We start from the raw sequence: 26922 nt of genomic DNA, 5'->3' as shown, positions 1-26922 counted from the left end.
TGCCCATGCGACCAGGGAACGTGGCGGAGATGCGCCCAGTCCGCCGCGAGGAAATGCCTGGCGCTGCAGTGAATACGAGGTTGCGCATTCGGTGGCAATCTCCTTGTCGCCAGGGCGGGTGACAGACGAATGGGAGAGGCTTAGCCGCGCTGGCCTTCGTGTTGATTCGGGAGCGGAATGCTTAGCCGCGCTAGACCCCATGCGGATTCCACCGCCCCGTGCTTAACAAACCTAGCCCTCGTGTTGATTTCTGGCACGGAATGCTTAATCACCCTAACCCTCATGTGACGGGAACGGACAAAAAACGACACGAGGCCTAGGGGCGCTAAGCACACCATCGCTAAATCAACACGAGGGCTAGGGTCTTTAAGCATTGCACGGCCGAATACACACGAAGGCGGGACGCACACCCATCGGCATGCGTCCCGCCCCGTATGGCCCGCCCTCCTTCAGGGGATGCCGCTAGCGGATGTTGTAGAAGGCGTCGCGGCCGGCGAAGTCGGCGGCGTCATCCAGAACGTCCTCGATGCGGAGGAGCTGGTTGTACTTGGCGACGCGGTCGCTGCGGCAGGGTGCGCCGCTCTTGATCTGGCCGGCGTTGGTCGCGACGGCGAGGTCGGCGATCGTGGTGTCCTCGGTCTCGCCGGAGCGGTGCGAGACGATGCAAGCGTAGCCAGCTCGCTGGGCCGCCTGCATGGCCTCGAGCGTCTCGGTGAGCGTGCCAATCTGGTTCACCTTGATGAGGATCGCGTTGGCGGCGCCAAGCTCGATGCCCTTCTTGAGGCGGGCGGTGTTGGTAACGAACAGGTCGTCGCCCACAAGCTGGACGCGCTTGCCCAGGCGCTGGGTGAGCTTGACCCAGCCATCCCAGTCCTCCTCGGCCAGGCCGTCCTCGATGGAGATGATGGGGTACTTGTCAACGAGCTGCTCCCAGTAGTCGACCATCTGGTCGCTCGTGAGGCTGCGCCCCTCTCCCTTGAGCTCGTAGAGCCCGGTCTCCTTGTTGTAGAGCTCGCTCGTGGCGGGGTCCATGGCGAACATAAAGTCCTCGCCGGGCTTGAAGCCGGCACGCTCGACGGCGCGCTGCAGGTACTCCAGCGGCTCCGCGTTGGTCTTGAGGTCGGGCGCGAAGCCGCCCTCGTCACCCACGCCGGTAGAGTGGCCGGACTCCTTGAGCACAGCCTTGAGCGTGTGGTAGACCTCGGTGCACCAGCGAAGCGCCTCGGCAAAGGTGGGCGCGCCAACGGGCATGATCATGAACTCCTGGAAGTCCACGTTGTTGTCCGCGTGGACGCCGCCGTTGAGCACGTTCATCATGGGCGTGGGGAGCGTGTGCGCGTTGACGCCGCCCAGGTACGCGTAGAGCGGCTGGCCGGTGGACTCGGCCGCGGCACGGGCAACGGCAAGCGAGCAGCCCAGGATGGCGTTGGCTCCGAGCTTGGACTTGTTGGGTGTGCCGTCCGCCGCGAGCATGGCCGCGTCGACCGCGCGCTGGTCCTCGGCGTCGAGGCCGATGATCGCCTCCGCCAGCTCGTCGTTCACGTGGGCGACCGCCTGCGAAACGCCCTTGCCCTGGTAGCGGGCAGCGTCACCATCGCGCAGCTCGCAGGCCTCGAACTCGCCCGTCGAGGCTCCTGAGGGGACGATCGCCCTGCCATGCGAGCCGTCCGCAAGCGTGACCTCCACCTCAACGGTGGGGTTGCCGCGGGAGTCCAGGACCTCGCGACCGTACACGTCGATAATCTCTGCCATATCGGACCTCCCAATATGTTAGTTTCATTCTGTCATTTTGCTTCTTACCCAGACGAGCAGCGCGATTTCACTCGCAGGCGAGATGCTTAATTTCACCGGTGCTTGCACGAGCCGTGCACCCCAGAATCCTGCCGAGCGCCGAGTTCCCTAATCACTCCCCGCTCGTGACTCATGCAAGCACCGGATTCTTTAAGCAGCACCAGCCCGCAGTCCATGCGGAGACCGGATTCTCGAGCACTCCCGTCACCATCGCCGCTAGGACGCCAGCCGAGACCCAAGCTCCCTCAGGCGGGCGAGCGCCTCGTCGTCCGGCTCGAGGTTGGCGATAACCGAGTCCACCACGTTGACGCCCGCGTCCTCGGCCGCCTGGCGCCAGGTGTCCATCCACTCACCTGTGCCCCAGTCGTAACTGCCAAAGAGCGCCACGGGCCTCTCCCCCAGATGAGGAACGCACTCGTTCCACACCTCCTCGAAGTCGGGGTCGAGCTCCTCCGAGCCCATGGCGGGACAGCCAAATGCCAGGGCGTCGTAGTCCGCCACGCTGGCGGGCGAGAAGGACGAGACCTCCGTTGCCTCCGTCGACGCACCCTCTGCCAGCGCGCTTGCCATCGCCTCGGTGTTTCCCGACTGCGTCCAGTACACGACCGCTACGTTCTTCATGGTTCCTCCTTGGGTGTATGTTCGTCCGTGTGACGAGGGCGCGGGCGACGGTGGACGTCAGGGTGCGGCCGCCCCTGCGTCGTCCGTCCCCTGGTCACGCGAGCAGGCGGTCCAACGTCAGCCCCGAGACAAAGCGCTCCCTGCACGCTCTCTCGCTGCACGCGACGCGCAAGAAGCGGAGCTCGGCCGTCCGAGCGTCCCCGTAGGACCTCCAGGGGCCACGGCACGTCTCGCTTGCCCCGTGCATGTAACCCAGGACGTCCTCCAGCGGATAGCCAAGGACCACGCCGATCTCGTGGGGAAAGGGGACTCCCTCGCCGCGCAGGTGTGCCGCGAGGCGCCTGCGGAGGGTGCCCATGAACTCTGCGACGTTGTCAACGGGATATCCAAGCCCCTTGAGGAAGGAGCGGGTCGCCGGGTCGCCCAGGACCTCCGCAACCAGGTTTGGCCGGTACGCGAGGAGCTGGATCCTGTTGGAGCGCTCGCCCAGCGCAATGAGGATGATGCCGCGGAGAGGGAGCTCGACCTCGTAGGTCCGAACGGCGTCCCTCAGGGCATTGCGCGTCTGCGGCCCGGGAGGGGTGCCAGCGGGCTCGATGCGCACGGAGAAGATCGCAGCGGGCTTCTCGCCCTCGATCACCGCACCTGCCGCCCGCACGAACGTGCAGGCAAAGCCGTGGCAGACCCTGCTCTCTAGGGAGTCGCAGCCCTCAAGGCTGTCGGAATCCGCCCTCACCGACATGGCACCCGTTCCACACATCAGAACCTCCGTGTCGCGCCGCCCGGGGACGGCGCAGGTTCGCCTAGTTCAAAATGCGTCGCCGGCATAGGAAAGGGGGGATGCCGGCGACGCCTGGGAAAACCTGAGCGCGTTGCGGGGAGAGGGTCCGCCTGCGTCAGGAAGGAGATGACGCTTGCTGCAAGTGTTTTACTTGGCTAACTCCTTGGCACATAGAGTACACCATGTCTAACTTGTACAAGGGGAGACGGGCGGGATTTTCTCGCCTGCGTCCGTTTGGGCCAGCGGCTGCCAGGTCCCGGCAGGTCACAGAGGTGGGCCGCAGGCTCGTCGCGATTCCAGCGTCTCCGGGGGGGCGGGGCAAGCCACGGCGCGCGGTCCACGGGGCGGTGCGAGGTCGGTGCCTCCGGAAGCGCGTCCGCTGCGGGGTGGCAAGCGCCTTCGCTGCCGGCGGGCAAGCCGGGCACCCAACGGACGTGAGTGGCAGGCACAGTGCCCTGGCCCCTCTCGCCCGACAGCTACGAAGCCCTCCCGTATGGCACGGCGTCCACCGGGTATCTAATAGTTAACTCAACCTAACTTTTTGGACCTGCGAGACAATAGGCCCAATCGCGAAGGGACATGACCATGACCAATGTCAGCAACGGGACCACCGACTCAGAGCAGGCGAGAGACACGCTGCCGCAGCGCCTGCGGCGGAGGTTTGGCGGCATGAGGACGGGCGGGCACGGTGGCCTCGAGATCCTGAGGAGCATCGGCCCCGGCCTGCTGGTGACGGTAGGCTTCATCGACCCGGGCAACTGGGCGTCGAACATGGCGGCAGGCTCGCAGTTTGGCTACTCGCTGCTCTGGGTGGTGACCCTCTCCACCATCATGCTCATCATGCTGCAGCACAACGCCGCGCACCTGGGCATCGCCACCGGACAGTGCCTTGCGGAGGCCACGACCACGCACCTTCCGCGACCTGTCTCGCGCCTGATCCTGGCGAGCGCCTACCTCGCCACCGTTGCCACCGCACTCGCCGAGGTCCTGGGCGGAGCCATCGCACTGCAGATGCTGTTTGGCCTCCCCCTGCCCGTGGGGAGCGTCCTCGTCGCCGCGGCGTCCCTCTCCCTCCTCATGAGCAGCTCGTACAAGCGGGTGGAGCGGTGGATCATCGCCTTCGTGTCCCTCATCGGGATCTCGTTTTTGGTCGAGCTCGCGCTCGTGGACGTGAGCTGGGGCGAGGCAGCAGTCTCGTGGGTCACGCCCGCCCTCCCGTCGGGTTCGCTCGCCATCGTGATGAGCGTCCTGGGCGCCGTGGTGATGCCCCACAACCTGTTCCTGCACTCCGAGGTGATCCAGAGCCAACACTTCGAGGCGCGGGGTGACGACGTGGTTCGCGAGCGCCTGAGAAACGAGTTCGTGGACACGCTGTTCTCCATGGGCGTGGGCTGGGCCATCAACTCGGCGATGGTCATCCTGGCCGCCACGACGTTCTTTGCGCGTGGCATCGTGGTGGATGACCTCGCGGTGGCGGCGCAGACCCTCTCCCCCATCCTGGGTCAGGCGGCGACCGTCACCTTTGCGTTGGCACTCCTGCTTGCGGGGCTCTCGTCGTCCATCACCGCCGCCATGGCCGCGGGGACGATCAGCGCGGGCATGTTTGGGGAGGAGTACGACATCCACGACCGCCACTCCTCCGTGGGCGTGGTCGCATGCATGGCTGCCGCCGCGCTGGCGTGCCTGCTGGTGCCCAACGCGTTCCAGGGCCTGGTGGTGAGCCAGGCGCTCCTCTCCCTGCAGCTTCCCATCACGGTGTTCCTGCAGGTGTACCTCACGTCGTCTAGGCGCGTGATGGGCAGGTGGCGGAACTCGACGGCGACCAAGGTCGTTCTGGTCGCCATCGGCGTCACCGTCACGTTCATCGACGTGATTGGCCTGCTGGGCTGACGACGAGGCGCCCCAGGGGTCGGCTTGCGGGCGCCTCGCGGAGTTGGGGTGCTGAGGAATCTCGAGCTGTGGCAATCCACGCGGCGCGCCCGCGCGCGAGCGGCTGAGGAATCTCGAGCTGTGGCAATCCGAGGCCCCACTCTGCCCGGGAATCGCGACTATTGGCAGCGGGACACCATCGTTCTGTCCTCGCTCGCTGCCACTACTCGTCTTCCCTCAGCGCAGACCGGCCTCGGATTGCCACCGCTCGACTTTCCTCAGCACCCTCCGCTTGGGGCTTCCGCATCAGGGAGCCCAAGACGCCACGCCTCGCGCCCGCGGGGCAGGAGGCGACGGGTGTTGAGCGCCGCCACGGCGAACGTGGACCCATTGTGCATGTATGCCGCGGTGGTAAGCGGGAGGACGCCCGCCACGCCCAGCGCGATGAGCACTGAGTTGAGCGCGACGATCAGGTGGTAGTCGTCGTGAATCCGCCTCATGAGGCGCTGGGCGAGGACGCGCATGGTCACGAGGGACTCAAGCGAGGCGTCGAGCACGCTCACGTCCGCCACCGCGCGCGCGATGTCGCTCGCGTCGCTCATGGCAACGCTCACGTTGGCGGTCGCAAGCGCCGGGGAATCGTTGATGCCGTCCCCCACCATGACCACGACGTGACCCCCGTCACGCAGTGTGGTCACGTACGAGCTCTTGTCCTCGGGGAGGACCTGCGCGTGGTACTCGTCTATCCCCAGGTGGGCGGCAACGTGGGACGCACAGCGCTCCGAGTCGCCCGTAAGCATCACAAGGCGGCGGACACCCAGGCGGCGAAGCCTGGCGAGAACCGCCGGGGCCTCCTCGCGCAGCGGGTCCCCGATGCAGATGGCGCCCACCAGCCGCGAGTCGATCGCAAGGTAGACGACGGAGGAGCGCGGCGCCACCTCCTCGAGCATGGCATCGAGGCCGTCCGGGCGCGGCACCCCCTCGTCCTCGAAGACGAAGTGCGCGCTGCCGATAACGGCGTTGGCCCCGTCCACGGTGGTCGAGATGCCATGGGCGACCACGTACCGCACCTCGGCGTGCATCTCGTCCTCGTGGCGGAGTCCGCGGCGGCGCGCCTCCTCCACGATCGCGCGAGCCATGCTGTGCGGAAAGTGCTCCTCAATGCAGGCCGAGTAGCGCAGCACGCTCGCCTCATCCATCTCATCGAACGACAGGACCCGCTCGACGCGCGGCGAGGCGTGTGTGAGGGTGCCTGTCTTGTCGAACACAACCGTGTCAGCCGCGGCCAGGGCCTCCAGGTACTTGCCACCCTTGACCACGATGCGCTGCCGGGAGGCCTCGTCCATGGCGCTCATGACGGCGATGGGGGTCGAGAGCTTGATGGCGCACGAGTAGTCCACCATGAGGACGGTCATGGCCTTGGTCATGTTGCGCGTAACGCCCCAGATGGCGAAGAAGGCCAGGAAGCTGTAGGGGACGAGTCCGTCGGCGAGACGCTCGGCCCTCCCCTGCACGCTGGCCTTGAGCTCCTGGGAGCGCTCAACCATCGTCGCGATGCCGTCTATGCGGGACGCACCGGGAGGCGCGTCGACGCGCACCCTGAGGTCGCCGTCCTGGAGGGCGGTGCCAGCGTACACGGTGGAGCCCTCCGCCTTGCGGACGGGGCGCGCCTCCCCCGTCATGGACGCCTCGTCCACGCTACCCTCGCCGTCCACGACAGTGCCGTCGACGGGCAGCACGGAGCCGGCGGTAAGGTGCAGCACCTGCCCGCGACGGACCTCCGCCATCGAGATGCGCACGTCACCGTCATCCCCGACGAGCCACACGTTCTCGGCGCGCGTCACCAGACCCTCCTTGAGGGCGAGGTGCGCGCGGCTCTGCACGTGGGTCTCCATGGCGTCCGAGAGCTGGAGGAGGAACATGACCGTGCCCGCCTCGGCGAACGAGCCACGCAGCAGCGACGCCACGATCGCGGTGGCGTCCAGGACCTCCACCGTGAGCTGACCCGCGAGGAGTCTGCGAAGCCCCTCTCGCACAAAGCCCGCGGCACGCACCACGGTCCAAGCGATGCGCAGGGGCGTGGGCAGGAGCGCCAGCCTGATGAGTCGCCAGGCGACGAGGTTGCCCACCCTCAGGGCGAACCGGTTGTTCTCGTCCGCGACCTCGATGGCGGTGCAGAAGTCCTCGGTGCCGACCTCCTCGCTCGGGAGGGCCAGCACGTCGAGGGAGTCGACGACCCGCAGCACGCGACCGCGTGCCACTGGGTCAAAGCGCACGAGGATGGAGCCGTTGGCAGGATGGACCTCGGCATGGCGGACGCCCGGGGTGCGCATCAGCCGGTACGCGATGCCGCGCGCCTCTCCCTCGTCGAAGAGCCGCGCGCCGCAGCGAAGCCTTAGGCGCCCCGGAATGTCCGAGACGATAGAGTAGAGCATGTGCTAGGCCTCTGCCCCCTCGGCGTCGACCTTCGCGATGACCTCGTCGCGCACGCCCTTCTCGAGCTCCGCCATGCGCTCGCGCACCGCGGCGTCGATCTTGGCCTGGCGGCGCGCCTCGGCGGTCGCGTCGCTCGCGTCGTCCACGATGCTCTGCGTCTCGGTGCTCACCGCGTCGGCTACACGCATGCAGCCAGACGTGACGGCGACCGCACCCCTGTGGAGGATGCCTGAGGTCGCAAGACCCGCAACGGCACCGGCGGCGGCTGCGCCACCTGCAAAGATCCAGAAGTGATGAGCCATGGTCAGTCCTCTCTCTTGTCGTTCCTCCCGACCCTGCAGCGGGAGGTCAAGGGGCGAATCTATGGCTCCAGGGGATGGCGGGGCAACTCCCCGCGGTCACATGGCCCAAACGGTCGCGTCTTCACCGCGTCTCGACGCACCCCGACGACGCCGCACCGGACGCCGCTTGTCCAGAGGGTCCTGGCGAGGCTGGCGCCATGCGGACGCCAAGGCTGATGGATGCCGAAGCCGATCACTTTAAAATCTCTGCGCCGTGTTGTCACAGTCGGAACGCCCAAGGTACCCCGGCCCCACACGGATTGGAGGCCCACATGCGGGTAAGCTGCTGAGGAATCTCGAGCTGTGGCAATCCGAGGCCCGACTCTGCCCGGGAATCGCGACTATTGGCAGCGGGACACCCTCGTTCTGTCCTCGTTTGCTGCCACTACTCGTCTTCCCTCAGAACAGGCCAACCTCGGATTGCCACAACTCGACTTTTCTCAGCACCCCCCCCCGCAAAGCCACGCGGCAGGGTCTACAGGCGCTCCTCCAGATCGGCATCGGGGTCGGTCTCGTCCCCGTCCGCGAGGGGCGACTCGTTGATGGCGCCCGCAAGCTCCACCGCAAGGTCCATCGAACGGCGCGCGAGATGGTCCTCCTCCTTGAGGAGCCGCTTCAGCAGCAGGTGCCTGAAGCGCCCTCGCAGCTTCTGGGACCCCATGACGCGCCTCGTGACCTGGATGGTGCGCTCCAGCGCCGCAGCGGCATCCATGTGCGACTCGTAGACCTCAACCAGGCGGTCGTACTCCTCCCTGCCCATCTCGACCGTGGGCAGGACCACGCGGTCCTCAGCAAACGGCGACTCGTCATCGTCGGTCCCCGCCCTGTGAGCCTTGGCGAGCCGCCGCCACGCCAGCACGGCACGCACGAGCGTGACCATCACGAGCACCCCCGTGGCAACGAGCACCACGACGATGCCCAGGTACGACCCCAGTACCAGGCTTCCCACCACGGCGACCTCGGCAAGCGCCGCGAGCACGAACGCAAGGCAGAGGTAGCGGGAGGCAAACGCCTTCTTCTCCATGCGGTCCCCTTTCTCCATCCTGAAAGAGGATGGACCACGGCGGACCCATGCGACGCGGCAGGACGCAATCGCCATCACCCCCGCATACATCTGAGGGCAACCCAACGGCAGGCGGCAGAGGATAGCCGATGCCCAAGCCTTGGCCACCTCGCTCCATTTACTAGGCGAGAGGGACGAGGGCCCCGCTATAGCGAGGCCCTCCACTGGCTGGGCGTCTTTCCCATGCAGGCGGCGAACGCCTTCGTGAACTTGGAGGGGTTGGAGTACCCCACCTCCGCGGCGACGTCGGCGATGCTCCGCTCGCGGTCCTCCAGGAGCCGGGCGGCCTCGTGGATGCGATAGGAGCGGTACCACGTGTACACCGGCACGCCGATCACCTCGCGGAAGGCCTGCTTGAGCACCGTGGGCGACGTCTCGCAGGCACGGGCGAGCGCGGGGATCGTCACGGGCGTCTCGAGGTTGCCGGTCATGATGGCCTGAGCGCGATACGCCACGCGCTCGTGGTTGGCGCGGCCAACCGACCGCGGTACATCCGATCCGGCGTCCGCGCGGCCGACCACCGACAGCTCGCGCAGTAGCTCGATGACCTTGAGGCGCCGGTATCCGCCCCGCTCCCCCGCCGAGGAGTCCATGAGCTCGACGAGCACGTGGGGGACGCGCGGCACTCCCTCGAGCCGGCGGAAGCCGGACCCGCCGCCCCACAACGCCGACTCGAGCCCCTCCAGGTCCACGTCGAACTCCTCGAGCGACGAGCGGGGGGCGCCCGCGAGGCGGTCGGGGTTGACGAGGACGATGACCCCCTCGAAGTCCGCCTCGAGGTCGACCCTCCCCTGCCCCGCCAGGCGGAGCACAAACGACTCGCCGGGGCAGATGACCTCGTTAACCTCACCGTGCCGTGCCAGGCAGATGCCCCGCCTGCAGTGGCTGACCGCCACCATGTCGAGGGGACTGGGCCCCTGCGGAAGCGTGACACGAGAGTGCGGCGCCCTGCCAACCAACAGGAGCCACACCCCGTCGAGGACCTCGACGCAGGACGAGGCGGGACCGCCACAGGGGCAAGCCTTCGTCCTTCTTGCGTGGCAGAAAGCTTCCGTCCGGCTCATCGAGCCTCCCCCGAAGCCCGCCTGAGGCAGACATCCCTCAGCAGCACGGAGCCAAGCGAGACGCCCGCCGCAAGCGCCGCCGCAATGAGCTCGTCCATGTTGCACCCCTCCCTTCCAACGGGGGCACGCCGCCGACGGTCCGCCGGCGACGCGCCCCTGGCTTGGCGCACCGGGCGCCAGCCGACGATGACTCGCTCGCTACGCGGCTTCCTCCGAGAGGCTGTCCAGGATCTTGTCGTCCTTCTTGTCCCACTTGGGCATGGGACGGAAGAGCTGGAACAGCATGAGGGCGAGAAGCGCAAACGCCACGACGGTCCAGAAACCAAAGTTGCCAAACACCGCGAGCTCGTAGAACTGGTTGATGAGCAGGCCCACGACCCAGCCGAATCCGCACTCGTATCCAATGGCGAACCAGAACCACTTGGGGTCGTCCATCTGCTTGCGAATGGTGCCCATGGCAGCGAAGCAGGGGGCGCAGAGCATGTTGAAGGCAACGAAGCCGCACATGGCGCCAACGTGGAGCACCCCGCCGATCGTGAACATGTTGGCGAAGCCCTGCCACATGCTCACCGAGTTCTCGGTCGCGCTGCCCAGGCCGTAGAGGACGCCGAACGTGGAGACCAGGTTCTCCTTGGCGATGAGGGCCGAGATGGTGGACGCGGTTGCCTGCCAGTTGCCAAACCCAAGCGGCGCGAAGATGAAGCTCAGGGCACCGCCCACGCCGGCGAGGATGGAGTAGTCCATGTAGGTGTCGGGCGCCCCGTCCATCGACTGCAGGAACCCAAACGAGCCGTTTCCGCCGTCCCAGCCCGCGATGCCGAAGTTGGAGAGGACCCAGATGCCCACGGCCGCGGCGAAGATGATCGTGCCGGCCTTCTTGACGTAGGCGGAGACGCGCTCCCACACGTGCAGCATCCAGCTCTTGACGGAGGGCAGATGGTAGTCGGGCAGCTCCATCACGAACGGGACGGGCTCACCCTGGAAGGGCTTGGTCTTCTTGAGCATGACGGCCGAGACGATGATTGCGACGACGCCCATGAAGTAGAACATGGGGGCAACCCACCAGGCGCCGTTATCGGAACCAACCAGCACGCCCATGACCAGGGCGATGATCGGCAACTTGGCGGAGCACGGGATCATGGTGGTGAGCATGGCGGTCATGCGGCGGTCATGCTCGTTCTCGATGGTCTTGGTGGAGAGGACGCCAGGCACGCCGCAGCCGGACGAGACGATCATGGGGATGAACGACTTCCCGGAGAGGCCAAAGCGTCGGAACACGCGGTCCATCACGAAGGCCACGCGGCTCATGTAGCCACAGTCCTCGAGGAAGCAGAGCAGGATGAAGAGGACGAAGATCTGGGGGATGAAGCCCAGGACGGAGCCCACGCCACCGATGATGCCGTCGACGACGAGGCTGATCACGACGTCAGATGCACCTGCTGCAGTAAGCGCGTTGGTCGCGGCGGTGGGGATGGAGTCCACAAAGTTGCCGTAGTCGTGCTGGTCGGGTTCGGGGTGGTCGAGGGCGTCCTCAAAGTCCGCCTCGGTGACGGTCGAGAGGGTCTCGAGCTTCTGACCCGAGGCGAGCACGGGGTTGCCGTCGGAGTCAAGCTTGGTGATGATGTTGCCGTCGGTGTCCACGAAGTTGCCGTCACCGTCGGTCACCGGGACGTCGGTCGCGACGACGTCGGCCTTCTTGGCTGCGGCCTCAAACTTCTCGATGGTCGCCTGGGTCTCGGAGGTCTGCTCGTCGGCATCGATGGCGTCCTGGACGCCGTCGGTGTCCACGCCCTTGTCGGCGGCGGCGGCAATGTAGCCCGAGATCATGTCGTCGTAGTTTGCGTCGGACCATGCCTCCTCGTCCGACTCGTACTGCTGCTGCGAGGCGGAGCTCACGAAGAAGCCGTCACTGAACAGGTTGTCGTTGACCCAGTCGGTCGCCGCGGTGCCCACGGTGCCGATGGCGATGTAGTACACCAGGCACATGACCGCGATGAAGATGGGAAGGCCCAGGATGCGGTTGGTGACCACGCGGTCGATCTTCTCCGAGGTCGAGAGCGCGCCCACGGACTTCTTCACGGCACGGTCCATGACCTTGGCGATGAAGTCGTAGCGGTCGCCGGTGATGATGGACTCGGCGTCGTCGTCGCGGTCCCTCTCCACCGCCTCGATCGTAGGCTCGAAGGCCTTGACCTCCTCAGCCGTGAGGCCCAGGGGCTTGATGGCGTCGACGTCGCGCTCAAAGACCTTGACGGCGTACCAACGGACGAGCTCGGGCTTGCACTGCCCCTCGATGCCCTTCGCGATCTTGGCGAGAGCCTCCTCGACCTCGGGCGAGAAGCACTCCAGGGGCTTGGCGGGAGTCCCCTCCTTGGCTGCCCTCTCGGCCTCCCTCACGAGCTTGTCAAGGTTGTGGTTGCGGAGCGCGGAGACCTCGACAACGGGAACGCCGAGCATGTGCGAGAGCTCCTTGACATCGATGGTCTCGCCGTGCTGCTTGAGCAGGTCGCACATGTTGAGGCCTACGACCACGGGACGACCGGCCTCGAGCAGCTGGGTGGTGAGGTACAGGTTGCGCTCGATGTTGGTAACGTCGAGCAGGTCGATCACGGCGTCGGGGCGCTCGTTCACCACATAGTCGCGAGAGACGACCTCCTCCGGGGAGTACGGGGAGAGGGAGTAGATGCCAGGCAGGTCCACAAACGTGACGTCGTGGTCCTTCTTCCAGGTTGCCATCTTCTTCTCGACCGTGACACCCGGCCAGTTACCCACGTAGCCGTTGGAGCCCGTGAGCTCGTTGAACAGCGTCGTCTTGCCACAGTTTGGGTTACCAGCCAGGGCAATGTTGTACTTCTCTGCCATTACTCGCCTTTCTTTCCTACCATCTGACGCGTCGGTTGGATAGTCGGATTGTTTCCCGCGTCTTACTATTGCCACCTCGCAAGCCACATTTGTTAGACTCAGCTAACTTAAAGGGCAAAAAGGGGCTACGCCTTGGCGATGTCGGTGACCTCCACGTCCTGCGCCTCGTCCTTGCGAAGCGACAGCTCGTAGCCTCGCACGGTGCACTCGATGGGGTCGCCCAGCGGGGCGACCTTGCGAACGAACACCTTGGCGCCCTTGGTGAGGCCCATGTCCATGATGCGGCGCTTGACCGCACCGGTGCCGGTCAGGCGCGCGACCGTGCAGGTCTCGCCCACCTTCACGTCTCGAAGCGTTGCCATGCAACTTCCCCTTCCACATGAATGCCGGCAGTCGCCGGCCCATTGAAACCTAACGTCGAAATCTGCGCTAGCAGGTGACGATCCTCATCGCCATGTCGCGCCCGATGCCAAAGGTGGCGCCCTTCACGCCCACGATCACGTCCCCGTTCACGCGCGAGACGACCTTGACCGTGCCGCCCGGCACAAAGCCGAGCTCCGCGAGGTGTTGTCGAAGGTCCTGGCCACCGCGAACCTTCGCGACGGTCACGGTCTCGCCCTCGCGGACCATGGCAAGCGGAAGCTGCGCGCCCGTCACATGGACCTGTGCGGTGCTGTCGGACCGAACGTCTCCCATAACCGTGCCATCCATCCCTCTCACCCCCATTGGCCCGCCGACTTCTGCCGACGGGAGAAGTTACTTTCACCTAACTCGTAAAAGTAGTATAGGGTTTACTTTCTATGCGGGACCCCAAAGGGACAAGTTTTCTGCGGTAAACACCATTTGCGCAGGTAACCATTGGTAGGCTGGCCCATTCGGACGGACTATTATGTTACTTGGCTTATGACATTTTGCTCACACGAGGAGCTACAGAGTCCTACTTCCTCGCATACTCGCAACCTCGGACCGATAACGCCACTTATATGTCCGAGGTTGCAGCCCCGGGAGCGAGGCCGGACTGATAACGCCACCTATGTGTCCGAGGTTGCGTGGGGGGATCGCGGCACGGGAGGGGCGCACGCAAGAGTAAGAAAGAGGGAGCCTCGCGGGCCGTCTGGCCTGCGGGGCTCCCCTCGCTTGGGTTCGTGACCTGCGCCGCGACCCTCGCTACCGCTTCACGCCGTACCAGGCGATGCCCTCCTGGTTCCAGCCAACGGAGGCAAGGTGCTCGTCCTCGGCCTTGTTGGTCGTGAAGTTGTGGGCGCCGGAGGTGGCGTTGGGGTTGTACTCGCGGTACACGGGCGCGCCCTTGGCGTCGTCCGAGTACCAGCCGATGCCCTCGTCCCTCCAGCCGGCCTTGACGAGGCTGTCACGCTCGTAGGCGCTGGTGGTGTAGTGGTGGTCGCCCGCGTTGGGGTTGTACAGGCGGTAGACCGGGGTCTTGGACGTCTTGGGGGCAGTCCAGCCGGTGCCCTCGGACTTCCAGCCCACGCTCACCAGGTGGTCCCTCTCGGCCGCGTTATTGGTGTAGAAGTGCTCGCCCGAGTTGGGGTTGTACAGGCGGAACATCTCGACCGTCTCGGCCTTCTGGGTGCCGTTGAAGGTGACCTCGAAGAGGACGGTCTTCGCGGCGCCCTCGTTGGTGGAGACGGGATAGCCGCTGCTGCTGGTGCTGGGGATCACCGAGGTGGTCGCGTAGTCGGAGTTCTGGTCGAGCCACTCGTGGATGCGCTGGGTGCTGACCCAGTACTGGCCGCCAAACTGCTTTACGTCGGGATCGTCCGCGTACGCCTCGAACGAGAAGACGGTCTTGTCGGGCTTGCCGTCCTTGTAGGTTGCCAGACCAAAGGTGCCGACGAGCTTGTGCTCGTTCTTCTGCCACTGGGCGTGAAGCGTGGTGTCCTTGGTGATCTTCTGCGTGGTATCGAACGCGTACTTGCCATCCGCGTCAAAGGTCAGCGCCTTGAGGGAGCACCCGCCCTTCGTGGCTTTGTCGAGCTTGTAGAGCTCGCTGCCCGAGATTGCCTTGTCATCGTTGGCGGAGAGGGTCAGCGCGTCCTCTTTGCCGTCCCCGTCGGCGTCATAGCCAAGCTCGACGGTCACGGTGTGGACGGCGTCGCGGACGTAGATGTACTGGTCGGTGGTGGTGTTGGTCCAGGCCCCGCCCTGGTACGAGAAGTAGAACTGGATCTGGGAGAAGCCCTGCGACGCAAAGTCGGCGCCCTCGTCCTTGGCAAACTGGTCAACGTAGGACTGCTGCTTGTCCGCGGGCAGGGTGACCACGCAGGTGTAGCCCGAGGCGGTCTTGATCACGTTCCCAATCTGGTAGGTGCCCTCGGTGAGGGAGTAGTCCTTGGACTTGGTGGCGTCGGAGGCGCTCCGCACGGTGACCTTTGCCTGCGCCACGTCGGTGGCGGTGGGAGCGGCAGGGGCGGCGTTGGGGTCCTTCACGACCGCGTAGATGCGATTGAGCTTTCCGATGTCGGACTTGGACACGCTCACATTGCCCACGAGCCCGGCCTGGAACTTGTAACCATGGGCCGAGACGTAGTCCTTGAGCTTCTGGATGTTGATGGTGTAGCCGCCCCAGCTGTTAGCCGTGACGCCCTCGTCGTCGCTGTAGACGTCGTAGGAGTAGATAACCTTGTCGGGATCGGGGTTGCCGTCGTCGTCGAAGTTGTCAGAGTCCTCAATGCCCACCTTGCCGATGAGGACGTGGCCGGCAGAGGCGGTCGCGGCCTCAGCCTGCGCACCCTGGGAGAGTCCGGTCCCCGCAAGCGCGACCGCCGGCACGGGAAGCGTCAGGAGCGCCGCCAGGGCGACGGCAGCCGCACCCCTCCCCGCCATCTTTAGGTTGTCCCTCTCATCGGTCGCGTCAGAATGCTGCCTTCTCATGCAAGTGCCCCTTTCGCATGTCCTTGGGTCTCGCTTCAGTGCGATTCAAGGTTAGGAGGCCAAAATTAGGCCCTTGTCAGGTTGCTGGACTGAGTTCGTAAGAGATGGCGAGCGAACCTTCGGCACACAAAAGGGACCCCACGGACACGAAGTCCGCGGGGTCCCGTCACATAGCCTCTCGCACTGGAGCGAGGTCAATCACCCGGTGTTCTGCAGGCCGGCGGAGACGCCGGAGACGGTGCAGAGGATCAGGTAGATGAAGCGCTCGCGCTCCTCGGGCGTAAGCTTGTCTCCCTTGTTGCGGAGCGCGTCGAGGGCGCGCACCTGGGCGAGGGAGAGCACGTTCACGAAGGGCAGGCGCATGCGGATGAGGGGCCCCAGCACGTGACGGTGCTGCAGCGGCCACTCGTTGCCGGTGATGGCGAGCACCCACTTGCGCGTGAGGTGCATCTCGTCCATGACCTTCTTGTTGAGGTCGGGGCGATCGCCCAGGTCAAGATACATCTGCGCCAGGCGGTCGTCAGTCTTGGAGAGCGACATCTCGATGTTGTCGATGAACGTGGTGAAGAGGGGCCACTCCGCATAGGCGTCCTGAAGCCTCTTGAGGTCGCCGAACTTCTCGCATGCCGTACCCAGGCCGTACCAGGCGGCGAGGTTGGTGCGCGCCTGCGACCAGGAGAAGATCCAGGGAATGGTGCGCAGGTCGTCGAGCGACTTGGCGCCCAGGCCACGCTTGGCGGGGCGCGAGCCAATGGGCATGAGGCCAATCTCGGTGAGCGGGGTCACCGTGCTGAACCACTCGGCAAAGCCCTCGGTGTGCAGAAGGTCAAGAAAGCGCTTGCGCGACTCGAGGTCGAGTGCCTCGGAGACGTCCGCGTACTTCTCCGTGGTCTCGGTGTTGATGACCTCGATGGAGGGAGCACTCTGGAGCAGGGTCGCCCCGGCGACGGACTCCACGTGACGGCGTGCCAGCGTGGGGTCCCCGTAGCGGGCAAAGATGATCTCGCCCTGCTCGGTGAGCTTGAAACAGCAGTTGACGGAGCCCTTGGGCTGCGAGAGGACCGCGCGGTTGGCCGGGCCGCCGCCGCGTCCCACGGCGCCACCGCGGCCGTGCATCAGCACGAGGTCGATGTTGTTCTCGTCCGCCCACTTGGCGATGTTTGCCTGGGCTGCGTGGAGAACGAGCGTGGCCGAGGTGGGACCGGCGTCCTTGGAGGAGTCGGAGTAGCCCAGCATGACCTCCATCTTGCGGTCGGTCTCCTGCAGGCGCTTCTGGACCTCGGGCAGCTTGATGATGTCGTTGAGCGTGTTGACCGCGTTCTCGAGGTCCTCGACCTGCTCGAACAGGGGGATGACGTCGAGGGTGGGCACGTCGCGCTCGTGCGCGAAGGCAAGGCGAGCGAGCTCGTACACGTCGGCGACGTTCTGGGCGCTCTTGGTGAAGCTGATGATGTAGCGGCGAGCGGCTTTGACGCCGTTCCTGCGCTGGATGGTACCGATGGCGCGGAAGGTGTCCAGGACCTCGACGGTCATGGGCTGCAGCTTGCCGCGCTCGCCCCAGCGGCCGTGCTCGCGGATGTCCTCGAGCGCGCGGCTGTGGACCAGGGAGTGCTGGCGGAACTCCATCTCCACGAGGTGGAAGCCAAAGGTCTCCGCCTGCCAGATGAGGTTCTGCATCGGCCCGTACGCCTCGCGCACGGCCCCGCCCGCGGCGAGGGAGCGCTGCACCACCTTGAGGTCGGCGATGTAGTCGTCGGCGTTGTTGTACATGATGTCAGCCGTGCGGGCGATCGTGGCCTTGAGGCGCTCCGCGATGACCATAGTCACGGCGCGGTGCATCTCGGACGCCGAGATGGCCTGGGCGCGGTTGGTAAGGACCTCGCTCATCTCCACCTGGTGGCTCCAAAGGTTCATGAGCTCCTTGGAGGGCCTAGTGATGTCGGTGTCCATGGTGAGGTTGCGGCCCACGTAGTTGGTGCGGGCGGCAAGCGTTTCGAGGATGTGGACGCGGTACTTCTCGCTCACCAGGCGGCTGACCTTGGCGGTGACGTTGGGGTTGCCGTCGCGGTCGGAGCCGATCCAGCTGCCGGGGTGGAAGAACGCGGGGCACATGGGGGGCACGGTGCCGGCCTTGTCACCCAGCTCCCAGTCGTCGAAGCGACGGTACACCTCGGGAACCATCTCGAACAGCGTGCTGTCGAAGATGTTGATGACCGTGTCGGCCTCCTCCACGGGGGTCGGCTTCTTGATGGCGATGGGGGACGTGCGGAACAGCGCGTCGATCTCCTGCGTCATGCGGCGCTCGTTCTCGGCAAGCGAGACGCCACCAAGGCGCGGGCGCTCCTCGAGCAGCACCGAGATGCGGCGGATCTTGCCCTCGACCGCCTTGCGACGGGCCTCGGTGGGGTGCGCCGTGAAGACGGGGTGGAACTCCAGGCGGTTGAGAAGCGATATGGCCTTGCCGCGCCCGCACTCGTCGACCAGCTGGTGGTAGGCCACCGTGATGTCGTTGATGGGGTCCTCGGGGGAGTCCACCGGGATCTCCTGCTCGCGCTTGCGCAGCGATTCCACACGGTAGTTCTCCTCGCAGATATTAGCGAGGTGGAAGTACACGGTGAACGCACGCATGAGGACCGTGACGTCCTCCACGCCCATGCCGTCGAGGAGGTCGACGGCATCCTTGAACGCGGAGTTGACGCTATCGGCGTTGGCGTCCTCGGAGTTGTTGACGACGATGGAGTCCTCGAGTAGCCGGTCGAACGCATCTCGGATGGAGGGGTCATGCTCCTTGATGACCTTGCGGACAAGACGAAGGAACAACGCCAGGTTGTCCTTGAGCTCGTCCGGCACGTTGACGTCCTGGAGCGCCCTCTGCGCCAGGGCCCTCTCCATCTCCTCCGCCGACAGGCCAGAGGTGGAGTCGTTCTTCATTGCCTGAGACAACCTTCCTCCTTTGTTGCATACCGCCTACATGCGGATACATGGGATTTGGAAGCATTCGCGGTGTCTACCATACTCTGCGAGTGCGCACGTGTACCCTCTTCCATCTGCCTGAAACCCAATGTTCACGGTCTCTTGCAACATTTTGGAGAGTGCCTCTCGCCCATCTCGCAGGGATACAATCGATTGTACGAAATTGCCGTCCAGACATGCTTGGGAGCGATACGGGCCCATGAAGATACCCCACAGGAAGCAGGCAGCGAGGGCGTCGGCAGCGGGGAGGGAGAGGAGCGCGGCAAAGCGACCTCCCGCGCTGGCGCGCCTTGCCAACGCATGGTGGGACCGCCTCATCTCGTCGGTCGTCTCCGGCTCCCTTGCCGACCAGACGGCCCAGTACGCCGGCCACGACCAGACCCGCGACTACATGTACAACACCGCCGGGCTTGCGTTGTGGGGCGGCCTCTTCCCCATTCTCACCATGATCTGCACCCACCTGGTGGGGGCGGAGCAGGCAGGCATGTTCTCGATGGCGTTCGTGATCGCCAACCTGCTGCAGTTCGTGGGCCTGTATGGCGTGCGGACCTTCCAGGTGTCGGACATCGACGAGATGGATTCCTTCGGCGCCTACCAGATCCAGCGCGCGCTCGCCTGCCTGCTCATGGTCGCGGCTGGCTGGCTCTACTTCGCGCTGAGGGGCTACTCGGACGAGATGCTCTCGGTGTGCTACGCCACGCTGTTGTTCCGCCTGGCGGACTCCCTCGCCGACGTGTACGAGGGTCGCCTGCAGCAGTTTGACAAGCTGTGGCTCGCCGGCGTGTCGCAGGGGGTCCGCTGCGCCGGGGCGATCGCCCTCTTCACGGTGGCGCTGTTCCTCACCCGCAGCATCACCGTCGCGAGCATCGCCATGGCCGTGGCGGGCTTTGCCTCGCTCCTCCTGCTCGCCATCCCCCTCGCCTACTTCGAGACCCCGCGCTCGCGCAGGTGGGCGGCCGTCGAGGTGCGCGAGGTGTTCGTGGAGTGCTTCCCCGCCTTCGCCGCGCAGTTCCTGTTCGCGCTCATCGAGGCGATCCCCAAGTTTGCGATGGAGGGCCCTCTCCCCTACGACGACCAGCTCTACTTCAACGCCATCTACTTCCCAGCGCAGGCGATTCTCATGGCCGTTGGGTTCATGTACAAGCCGCAGCTCGTGCGCCTGGCCAAGATCTGGGCCGACCCTGACGGCCGCAAGCGCTTCGACCTCATCGTTATCGCCGTCATAGGCGCCGCCGCCCTGGTGACCGTGGTGTTCCTGGCGATTGCCGCGATCATCGGAATCCGCATCACGGGCTTGCTGTACGGCCTGGACTTTGAGCCCTACCGCACGCAGCAGTACCTGATGATCGTCGCAGGAGGCATGTCCGCGGTGGTCGACTTCCTGTACCAGATCATCACGGTGCTGCGTCGCCAGGAGGCGGTGACCAAGGTGTACCTGGTGGGCCTGGTGGTGGTCTCGGCGGTGAGCTTCACAATGGTGCGTACGGTCGGCTTTGACGGCGCGGTGTACGGCTACCTGGCGGTCATGGCGGTCCTCATGGTCCTGATGGTGATCCAATACGTCAACATCCGCCTCCATCCCGTCCGAACGTACTAGGACGGGCAGGACGGGCGACAGGGGCGGAGCGGCCCCGGACGCGCCCTCGGAGGAGACGGGAGGCGATGCGATTCCGTCGCACGACCGCTTCGGCCGATGGCCGGGACCATTGGGCGCCGCGCGGGCGGGACGCCATCAGATGCGGCCCGATCCCAGAAAGTCGGCCCGTCTCGCCCCGGTTTCGCGTATCATCTCTCCCCGTGCGCCGCGAACGGGCCCGTCCCTCCCGGCCATGCGGGATGAGGTTCCCCGCCGGGCCACGTGCCCCAAACCGCCCTGTGGCTGATGACTTCTGTCGCGCTCTGCGGCAGGGGTCTTTTTTTGTGCGCCGGCACCACCGGCGGGAGGGAGAGAGCATGCACGAGAGGACACGGCGCATCCTGGGGAGCTACGGCGGCATCCTGCTGCTGGGGGCGGTGGGCATCCCCATCGGGGTGGCGGTCGGCTCCATCGACGCGGTGTTTGGCCGCGTCCTCATCGCGATCACCGCGTTCCGCGACGCCCACGTGTTCCAGCTGGTGCCGTTCCTCGCCCTGGCGGGCATGCTCATCGCATGGGCGTACCTGCGCCTGGGGAAGAACACCGGGCGCGGCATGAGCCTGGTGTTCGACGTTGGCCTGGGGAGGGAGAACGTCATCCCCCTGCGGCTGATTCCCCTCATCATGGGCGGCACATGGCTCACCCACCTGTTTGGCGGGAGCGCCGGTCGCGAGGGCGTCGCGGTGCAGATTGGCGCGACCCTCTCGCATTGGGTGGGACGGAAGCTTCCGTTCAAAAACCCAGGCAACACCTTCCTGATCGTGGGCATGGCGGCAGGCTTTGCGGGCCTGTTTGGGACGCCACTCGCCGCAACGCTCTTTGCCATCGAGGTCTTGGTTGCCGGCCGGCTCGAGTACCAGGCGTTGTTCCCCGCACTCACCGCCTCGTTCGCCGCAAGCTGGACCTCGCGGGCGCTCGGACTGGAGAAGTTCGAGGTCGTCCTTGCCTATCCCGTCTCCCTGGACGCGGCGACGCTTGGGAGGGTGGCGCTTCTCGGCGTGGCGTTTGGCGTGGTGGGCGGTCTCTTTGCCTGGTGCCTCAAGTGGGCAAAGGCCATCGCGGCCGCGCACCTTGAACACCCGGTCAGGCGCATCGCGGTCATGGGGGTCTGCTTGAGCCTCCTGTTCCTCCTCCTGTGGCAGGGACGCTACTGCGGCCTGGGAACCAACCTCATCTCGGCGAGCTTCTCGGGAGACCAGGTCCTCCCCTGGGACTGGGCCCTCAAGTTCGCGCTCACCATCCTCACGCTGGCTGCTGGTTTCCAGGGGGGAGAGGTGACTCCCCTCTTCGCCATAGGCTCCTCCCTGGGTGTCGCTCTCGCCGGCCTCGCAGGTCTCCCCGCTCCCCTCGTGGCAGCGCTCGGATATGCCGCGGTCTTTGGAGCCGCAACCAACACGCTCTTTGCCCCCATCCTCATTGGCACCGAGGTGTTTGGCTACTCCTACCTGCCCCTCTTCTTCGTGGTATGCGTGGTCGCCTACCTGTTCAACATGGACAAGTCCATCTACTCGCTGCAACAGATTGGCTGGCGCCACGAGTCCTAGCCATTGCGTGCCATGCCGTCGCCTGCGCCAACGACGCGTGACCGCGGGGCAGAGGGGCTATGACGCACGGGGCGGGACGAGACGAGCGGCGCGCTCTGCCCCTTGTTCGCGAGCCGCGTTTGCCCCCTCCATATGCAACCTACGACGTCACAACGCCCGCACCATGACAGCGCGACTTTGGGGTATCTATCTAGCCATTGAACATGCGCCTGGACACAGGCGAGAAAGGAAGGCCCCATGGCAGAGGACATCATCGACTTCGCAGACGCGAAGGTTCGCGCACACGACCACATCGTCCGTGGCACAGCAGCCAACGGCCAGCTTCGCGCGTTTGCCATCAACGGACGCGAGACCGTCCAGGCGGCGAGCGACCACCACCACACCAGCAGCGTCGTAACCGCAGCCCTCGGTCGCCTCATGATGGCAGGCCAGATGATTGGCGCAATGTCAAAGGTGGACGACGAGCTCATCACCCTGGAGGTACGCGGCGACGGGCCCATCGGGGGCCTCACCGTGACCGCAAACAACAAGGGTCAGGTAAAGGGGTTCGCTAACAACCCCAACGCGTGGCTGCCCCTGCGCGAGGACTCTCACCTGGACGTAGGTGGCGCGCTTGGCCCCGGCACGCTCACCGTCGTGCACGACATCTCGCACATGGAGCCGTACTCCAGCACCGTCGGCCTGGTCTCGGGAGAAATCGGTGACGACCTCACCTACTACTTCGCGGCGAGCGAGCAGATTCCGACCTCGCTTGGCGTGGGCGTGCTCGTGGATGTGGACTACTCCGTGCGTCAGGCGGGTGGCTTCATCATCCAAGCGATGCCTGGGTATGACGACTACGTACTCGACGAGCTGGAGCAGAACCTGAGGGGCGTGAGGTCCGTCACCCAGATGCTCGAGGACGGCATGACGCCGTCGGACATGCTGGGATACCTCCTGCGCGGTCTGGACTACCGGGAGCTCGACGCCATGCCCGCAGAGTTCCACTGCGGCTGCAACCGCCATCGCGCGGCTCGCTGCGTGATGGCGCTGGGCGAGCACGAGATGCGCGACATGGTGGAGAAGGGCGAGCCTGCCAACGTGCACTGCCACTTCTGCGGGGCCGACTACGTCTTTGCGCCGGAGGAGCTCGCGCAGTTGCTTGCCTAGGCATCGAAGCGGGCTCGGACAGCGCAGCCGCACCCTCGGTCCCAGCACCACCCCCTCGCCCTCGCAGCTTCGGACACTTAGGGCCCGCTATCCGTCCGAGATCGCTACCCCGGCCGCAGCCTCGGACACTTAGGGCCCGCTATCCGTCCGAGATCGCTACCCCGGCCGCAGCCTCGGACACTTAGGGCCCGTTATCCGTCCGAGGTCGCTACCCCGGCCGAAGCTTCGGACACTTAGGGCCGCCTAAGTGTCCGAAGTTGCTACTTTGAGCGATACGGGTCAGTCCGGCCTTCTCTCCTACCTCTCGAACGAGCACGGCTCCGGAAGCAGGCGCTCGAGCAACGACCTCACGCGAGCGGCACGCGACTCGAAGTCGCTGCACTCCCCATCGTTGACACACGCGAAGGTGCGGGAACCGCCCGCAAGGTCGCGCTCCAGGCGGTCGAGGTCGCGGTCGCACTCGAAGGCGTAATAGCCCAGGCGACGCGTGACGTTGGCGGGGCAAAAGCCTCCCGAGAGCTTCTGCCACTCCTGCAGGACATAGATGCTCACGTCGTCGTCCCCGCGAAAGCGCGACGCGACGGTAGCACCCAGGACATCGGGCTCCTCCCTCCAAACCTCGTCGAACGTCGAGCGCAGCATCACGGCTGGCCCATGTGGTGTAAAGAACCCCGTCATCTGAGGAAAGGCAAGCTCCACGAGGTTGTAGGCAAAGTATCGGGGCGGATACCCAAGGTGGAAGAACGTGCCGGGCCGCTCTCGCATGACCTTGCGCTTTGCAAAGTGGCGCGAGAGCAGCAGCGAGTTGTTGAGGTAGATGTGAGACATCACGGGGTTAGCCGGGTTCGCGATGACTGGTTGGCAAGCCAGCATATCGCGTGGCAGCCCACCCCGGAAGAGGTCTGACGGCTCCAGGGGACCAACCAAAAACACGTCATCGTTGAACGAGACGAAGTGCTCCGCCAACCCGGGGATGAGGTGGTAGCAGAGTTCGATGGCGTTGGAATTGAACGTTGGGAGACACGAAGGCGGCATGAACTGGTCGTGCGTCACCAGATGGAGGCGCTCATTCCCAAGGTCAAGCCAATCCGGAACCTGACCGTTAGTGACCAGGTGAACGGTACGCACCCACGGCGCAAACCTCTCGACGCCCCTAAACCAGTACCTCAACGTACCCATGTCGCGATAGCGCTGGCTTCCATCGTCGATTTCGGCCACTTGCACATGGGGAACGCGCTGCGAAACAGACCGTGCAAGCCGATGTGCCCGTTGCCACTCGGGGTCGGAACCGTCAACCCAGGTGACAACGAAGTCGATGACACCCTCGTCGCCTGGGAAGGCGCGAGAGCCGACCGACGCGGAAGAGGCAGAACACATTGCACCAATCGCCCCCATCCGATGATTTGCCCGCGATGCAAAACCCTAACAGGCGTACGCGCCGCAGCCGGCACGGCCAACACCCGCCCGACCAATTGTATCTTGGGAGAGAGGGACCACTGACACTCATCCTTTGCCCTACAGACCACGCAAGCCTCAACGCGGCAGGGAGCGGGGCAGTACCCTCTAAACTCGTAGGGCATGGCAAACCGGTCATCCTGCGGCCTCCCACCTCCTGGCGCCGCACTTCCGGGCCAATGCGGGACGGGCAGCGCTGAGCATTCCGAGGCATGATTCAGGACTATGAGAGACGAAGGACAGAGGGGTACGTTCAAGGTTCACTCGGTTCGCTATAACTTTGTCATGAACCTGCTGCTCACGGTCTTGAACACCATTCTCCCCCTTATCACGTTCCCCTATGTGTCAAGGGTCCTGGGCGCCGATGGCTATGGGAAGGTCAACTTTGCCATCTCGGTCTCGAACTACTTCTATCTGGCTGCCTGCCTTGGCATCCCCACGTACGGAATACGTGCGTGCGCCAAGGTTCGCGACAACCCCGGCCTCCTGTCGCAAACCGTCCAAGAGATCCTGATCATCAACAGCGTCTCGCTAGTCCTCTCCATGGCCGCCTACGCCGGCATGGTCCTCATGGTTCCGCGCCTCGCCCAGGACAAGGTCCTCTATGCCATCGAGGGCATCAACGTCATCTTCAACACAATCGGTTCGAGCTGGGTATTCCAGGCGCTCGAGCAGTACGACTACATCACGATCAGGTCCCTCATCTTCAAGGTCATGGCAGTCGCTGCCATGTTCCTGCTCGTGCACACGGCATCCGATTACCGCATCTATGCCGCCACCATCGTCTTCGGCGGGGTTGGCTCCAACACGCTCAATGTCATTCGCCTGCACCATCTCGTATCGCTCAAGCGCCTTCCCAGGGGGAGTTACAACTTCAGGAGGCACCTGCGGCCCATCTTCATCCTCTTCGCACAGAGCGCCATGAGCTCCATCTTCGCCAACCTCGACACGGTGATGCTCGGCGTCATGAAGAACGATGCCGAAGTCGGCTACTACACGACGGCGGTGAACGTCAAGCTCATGCTCACGAGCATCGTCACGTCCCTGGGAAACGTCCTTCTCCCCCGGATGTCCTACTACGTCCGTCAGGGAAGGAGGGACCTGTTTGAACGGCTCATGACGCTCGCGCTGTCAGCCTCCCTCTTGATGTCCCTTCCCCTCTCCGTCTATTTCTTTGCAGAGGCAACGGATTCCGTCCTGTTTCTGGCAGGTAGCCAGTTCCTTCCCGCCGTGCCTGGCATGAGGGTGATCATCTTCGCGGTCATTCCCATCGGCCTTACCGGCATCATCGGAATCCAGGTTCTCACGGCACTCGACCGGGAGCTCCAGGTGCTCGTCTCGGTGGCCGTCGGCGCGGTGGCAGACTTTGTCCTGAACCTCGCCCTCATCCCCACCCAAGGTGCGACGGGCTCGGCACTTGCCACGCTCATCGCAGAGAGCCTTGTGCTTGTCACCCAGCTCTATCTGGCGCGCGACCTCCTGAACAAGCCCGGCGTGCGCTCCGGGATCCTGGGGAGCCTCCTCACCTATCTGGGACTGTCGACGACAAGCGGGGTCTGCGCGTTTCTTGCAGGAACGCTCTGCACGGGCGTCATTACGGGCATTCCCCTCACACCCCACGGCATCGTGCAATGCACGGTTTCCATCCTCACCGGCAGCGGCCTCTCGACGTCTCAGATATTCCTGCGCCTGGTCGTCACGGGGGTCGTGTTCTTTGGCATGTACGCCCTTCAGCTGCTCGTCTCAAGGGATTCCCTGTTCCTGAAGGCCCTCGGCCGCGGCAAGCGCGGCCTCCCCGAGGGACGCCAGGAAGACCAGGACTTGGGCGGGCTGTAGGGAGGGAAGGAACCCCCTCGCCAAGGAGCCTTTGCAAACCTCGCAGAGACACCCACGACACGCACTACTGGCGTGCCTGCCGAGACGCCAGCCCTTCGCGCCGCAGGAGCCGCCTTGCCAAGCTCATGATCTGATGACCCAACGGACGCAGGGGGCGAAGCAGCAGCCAGGCTGCGCTCGCGATCCGGTACGTCCATTCGTCTACCCGGTGCTCCCTACCCTTGCGCGTGAAGCCCGTCAGGATGCCGATGAGCTGGTCTGCCCCGACGCCCCTCTCGATGTCCGGGAGGTTGTCTCCCACAAACCAGAAGGTACCGTCTGGCCTCGCGGAGAGCACCCTGTGCATCACGAGGATGCCACCCCTCCTGCGAAAGAGGATCACGTCCCCCCGCCCCACGCGGTATCCCGGCTCGATCGGCTCGAGCACCGCCCAGTCCCTGCCCGGCACGAACATGGGGTACATGCTCCAACCGGTGGGGCTGACCTGTATGGAGAGGCCCGCGCGAAGCAGCTCCTCCGGATTCCGCCCTCCTGCGGGATTGAGCTTCAGAGCCGCCATCTCCTCTTTTCGAAAGCCCCGTGTTCGAACACGGCCGAGGCGCATCA

At 65.1% G+C, this 26922-nt stretch carries 19 protein-coding genes, 1 pseudogene and 1 riboswitch; of the genes and pseudogenes, 5 read left to right on the top strand and 15 right to left on the bottom strand.

Going from position 1 to position 26922, the window contains the following annotated elements:
* Window positions 1-462: 462 nt before the first annotated feature.
* The 3 genes from eno to FYJ68_RS05285 form a co-directional block, all read right to left on the bottom strand.
* On the bottom strand, window positions 463-1752 hold the full coding sequence (eno, locus tag FYJ68_RS05295) for a phosphopyruvate hydratase (protein ID WP_154434717.1): 1290 nt from the start codon (window positions 1750-1752) through the stop codon (window positions 463-465).
* Between the two features lie 255 nt (window positions 1753-2007).
* On the bottom strand, window positions 2008-2412 hold the full coding sequence (locus tag FYJ68_RS05290) for a flavodoxin domain-containing protein (protein WP_154434715.1): 405 nt from the start codon (window positions 2410-2412) through the stop codon (window positions 2008-2010).
* Between the two features lie 94 nt (window positions 2413-2506).
* A complete protein-coding gene (locus FYJ68_RS05285; protein WP_154434713.1) occupies window positions 2507-3172 on the bottom strand; it encodes a DUF3793 family protein in 666 nt (221 codons plus the stop codon).
* Between the two features lie 600 nt (window positions 3173-3772).
* Between FYJ68_RS05285 and FYJ68_RS05280 the strand changes: the two genes are divergently transcribed.
* On the top strand, window positions 3773-5083 hold the full coding sequence (locus FYJ68_RS05280; protein WP_229772045.1) for an Nramp family divalent metal transporter: 1311 nt from the start codon (window positions 3773-3775) through the stop codon (window positions 5081-5083).
* A gap of 257 nt (window positions 5084-5340) precedes the next feature.
* Here the strand turns inward: FYJ68_RS05280 and FYJ68_RS05275 are convergent, their stop codons facing one another.
* From FYJ68_RS05275 to FYJ68_RS05235, 9 genes are all read right to left on the bottom strand, one after another.
* Window positions 5341-7497: a heavy metal translocating P-type ATPase gene (locus FYJ68_RS05275; protein ID WP_154434711.1), complete on the bottom strand. Its 2157-nt coding sequence runs from the start codon at window positions 7495-7497 to the stop codon at window positions 5341-5343.
* Window positions 7498-7500: 3 nt separating this feature from the next.
* Window positions 7501-7800, bottom strand: coding sequence for a DUF1490 domain-containing protein (locus tag FYJ68_RS05270; RefSeq protein WP_154434709.1), 300 nt, complete (start codon window positions 7798-7800; stop codon window positions 7501-7503).
* Window positions 7801-8314: 514 nt separating this feature from the next.
* Window positions 8315-8863: a hypothetical protein gene (locus FYJ68_RS05265; RefSeq protein WP_154434707.1), complete on the bottom strand. Its 549-nt coding sequence runs from the start codon at window positions 8861-8863 to the stop codon at window positions 8315-8317.
* Window positions 8864-9048: 185 nt separating this feature from the next.
* The gene (locus FYJ68_RS05260) at window positions 9049-9966 is read right to left on the bottom strand and encodes a helix-turn-helix domain-containing protein (RefSeq protein WP_154434705.1); all 918 of its coding nucleotides are present in this window, start codon (window positions 9964-9966) and stop codon (window positions 9049-9051) included.
* 198 nt (window positions 9967-10164) lie between these two features.
* Window positions 10165-12828 carry a ferrous iron transporter B gene (gene feoB / locus FYJ68_RS05255; RefSeq protein ID WP_154434703.1) on the bottom strand — a complete coding sequence of 888 codons (2664 nt, stop codon included), beginning with the start codon at window positions 12826-12828 and terminating at the stop codon, window positions 10165-10167.
* A 125-nt stretch (window positions 12829-12953) separates the two neighbouring features.
* A complete protein-coding gene (locus FYJ68_RS05250) occupies window positions 12954-13190 on the bottom strand; it encodes a FeoA family protein (protein WP_154434701.1) in 237 nt (78 codons plus the stop codon).
* A 67-nt stretch (window positions 13191-13257) separates the two neighbouring features.
* Window positions 13258-13539, bottom strand: coding sequence for a FeoA family protein (locus FYJ68_RS05245; RefSeq protein WP_154434699.1), 282 nt, complete (start codon window positions 13537-13539; stop codon window positions 13258-13260).
* 456 nt (window positions 13540-13995) lie between these two features.
* Window positions 13996-15723: a hypothetical protein gene (locus FYJ68_RS10170; RefSeq protein ID WP_229772044.1), complete on the bottom strand. Its 1728-nt coding sequence runs from the start codon at window positions 15721-15723 to the stop codon at window positions 13996-13998.
* A 198-nt stretch (window positions 15724-15921) separates the two neighbouring features.
* Window positions 15922-18654 (bottom strand): phosphoenolpyruvate carboxylase, encoded by a 2733-nt coding sequence (locus tag FYJ68_RS05235; RefSeq protein WP_154434917.1) that lies wholly within the window; start codon window positions 18652-18654, stop codon window positions 15922-15924.
* A gap of 241 nt (window positions 18655-18895) precedes the next feature.
* Here FYJ68_RS05235 and FYJ68_RS05230 point away from each other — a divergent pair, with 241 nt between their 5' ends.
* The 3 genes from FYJ68_RS05230 to hslO all read left to right on the top strand — a co-directional run bounded on the left by FYJ68_RS05230 (window position 18896) and on the right by hslO (window position 23025).
* The gene (locus FYJ68_RS05230) at window positions 18896-20293 is read left to right on the top strand and encodes a lipopolysaccharide biosynthesis protein (RefSeq protein ID WP_229772043.1); all 1398 of its coding nucleotides are present in this window, start codon (window positions 18896-18898) and stop codon (window positions 20291-20293) included.
* Window positions 20294-20519: 226 nt separating this feature from the next.
* Window positions 20520-20595: riboswitch (Fluoride riboswitch) on the top strand.
* 54 nt (window positions 20596-20649) lie between these two features.
* Window positions 20650-21876: a chloride channel protein gene (locus tag FYJ68_RS05225; protein ID WP_154434697.1), complete on the top strand. Its 1227-nt coding sequence runs from the start codon at window positions 20650-20652 to the stop codon at window positions 21874-21876.
* 237 nt (window positions 21877-22113) lie between these two features.
* On the top strand, window positions 22114-23025 hold the full coding sequence (gene hslO / locus FYJ68_RS05220; protein ID WP_154434695.1) for an Hsp33 family molecular chaperone HslO: 912 nt from the start codon (window positions 22114-22116) through the stop codon (window positions 23023-23025).
* A 297-nt stretch (window positions 23026-23322) separates the two neighbouring features.
* Here hslO and FYJ68_RS05215 read toward each other — a convergent pair whose 3' ends face one another.
* A complete protein-coding gene (locus FYJ68_RS05215; RefSeq protein WP_229772042.1) occupies window positions 23323-24204 on the bottom strand; it encodes a stealth conserved region 3 domain-containing protein in 882 nt (293 codons plus the stop codon).
* Between the two features lie 81 nt (window positions 24205-24285).
* Window positions 24286-24402 (bottom strand): annotated as a pseudogene (locus FYJ68_RS10550) (Stealth CR1 domain-containing protein); the annotation flags it as partial.
* Window positions 24403-24705: 303 nt separating this feature from the next.
* Between FYJ68_RS10550 and FYJ68_RS05210 the strand changes: the two are divergent.
* Entirely contained in the window at window positions 24706-26316 is a 1611-nt protein-coding gene (locus tag FYJ68_RS05210; protein ID WP_154434691.1) for a flippase, read from the top strand.
* Between the two features lie 64 nt (window positions 26317-26380).
* Here the strand turns inward: FYJ68_RS05210 and FYJ68_RS05205 are convergent, their stop codons facing one another.
* Window positions 26381-26875: a S24/S26 family peptidase gene (locus tag FYJ68_RS05205; protein WP_154434689.1), complete on the bottom strand. Its 495-nt coding sequence runs from the start codon at window positions 26873-26875 to the stop codon at window positions 26381-26383.
* Between the last annotated feature and the right edge of the window lie 47 nt (window positions 26876-26922).

The sequence above is a fragment of the Olsenella porci genome (assembly GCF_009695875.1).
GTDB classification, from domain to species: Bacteria; Actinomycetota; Coriobacteriia; order Coriobacteriales; family Atopobiaceae; genus Olsenella_H; species Olsenella_H porci.
Note: the sequence above shows the minus strand (reverse complement) of the source record. Positions and strands in the feature narration are given on the sequence as shown.